We start from the raw sequence: 1,492 nt of genomic DNA on the forward strand, positions 1-1,492 counted from the left end.
GGCGGTTTCTAGGGGTCGTTGCAACACCTGTTGGTTAGGTGGTTAGTAGTAAATCACGTAAACGCTCGGCGGGAGTTTTCCAGCCGAGCGTTTTGCGTGGGCGGCCGTTGAGTTCCTGGGCAACGTGTTCGAGGTCTTCCGGACCGTGGACGGACAGGTCGGTACCTTTGGGGAAGTACTGGCGCAGCAGTCCGTTCGTGTTCTCGTTCGAACCGCGCTGCCAAGGGCTTCCGGGATCGCAGAAATAGACCTGCATGTCCGTGGCGAGGGTGAAGGATTTGTGGCCGGCCATTTCCGCGCCCTGGTCCCAGGTCAGGGATCCGCGCAGGTGCGCCGGCAGGGTGGCCATGGTTTTGATGAGGCCGTCGCGGACGGTTTCGGCGGTATGGTCGCCTGGGAGGTGGACCAGCATCACGTAGCGGGTGGTGCGTTCGACCAGGGTCGCGATCGCGGACTGGTTATTGGTGCCGGTGATGAGATCGCCTTCCCAATGGCCCGGTATGGCGCGGTCTTCGATTTCGGGTGGGCGCTCGGAAATCATGACCATCGGGTCCACGAACCTTGGGGTGCGTTGCTCGCCGGTCGTGTGGGGTTTGCGGCGTGTCCGTCCGGTGCGCAGCGCTGCCTGCACTTCGCGTTTGAGTCCGCCTCTGGCCTGGAGGTAGAGGGCTTGATAGATCGTTTCTGGACTCACACGCATCTCCGGGTTGTCAGGGAACTCTTCGATCAGCGTGTTGCTGATCTGTTCCGGAGACCAGCGTATGAGCAGCTTGTCCTTGACGTAGTCACGCAACTGCGACTCGCTCACGAGCTTGGCTGTCTTAGGACGTGCCCGCCGGAAAGCGGCTTGACGGTGTGCCCCATGTGGCAGGTACCCCAGCCTGCTGTCGGTATTGCGGGCCAGCTCACGGCTGATGGTGGAGGGGGAACGGCCCAGTATCTGGGCGATCGCTCTCATTGAAGAACCGCCGGCGGCCATATCGCGGATCATTTCTCTCTCCGTCAACGATAGAAACCGCGCATCGATGGACTTCGGGACCAAGTTGGTCACAGCAGGGAGAATGCTCACTCCCCGGTTGTACTCGACTACTCGCCCGTCGGGGTAGACGCGTCGATTTGATGACTTCCGGATTCCTTGGTCCCAATCCCTGGCTGTGCGAATGTTCACGCCCACAGACCTTGCTGCTTCACTCCGGGACCGCCCCGATTTACGCAGCCGGAAGAACTCTTCCTTCCCCGGGTGCGGTCCGGTACCAGGGATGCCCTGGCTCCTTAAGCCGGCCCTTCGCACCCAGCCAGCGCATGTATTGGAATTGAGCCCGAGCTCCTTGGCTACCGCCGTCGTACTCCTAAGACGATCAAAAACTTCGAAGAACGCCTTCTTCTTGTCATGGCCGGACCGATTCGGACCTGACGAAGTACCGCTTAAACGAGACACGGTCGTTGCAACTCCCAAAAATTCTGGGTGTTGCAACGACCGCTAGAACCCAAG

At 60.3% G+C, this 1,492-nt stretch carries 1 protein-coding gene; it reads right to left on the minus strand.

What is annotated here, in order from left to right; genetic code table 11:
- Window positions 1-34: 34 nt before the first annotated feature.
- Window positions 35-1,216, minus strand: a complete 1,182-nt coding sequence (locus AC1DCM_RS26485) for an IS30 family transposase (RefSeq protein ID WP_477520316.1) — start codon at window positions 1,214-1,216, stop codon at window positions 35-37.
- Window positions 1,217-1,492: the final 276 nt, after the last annotated feature.

It is taken from the genome of Paenarthrobacter sp. 10N417 (assembly GCF_056394745.1).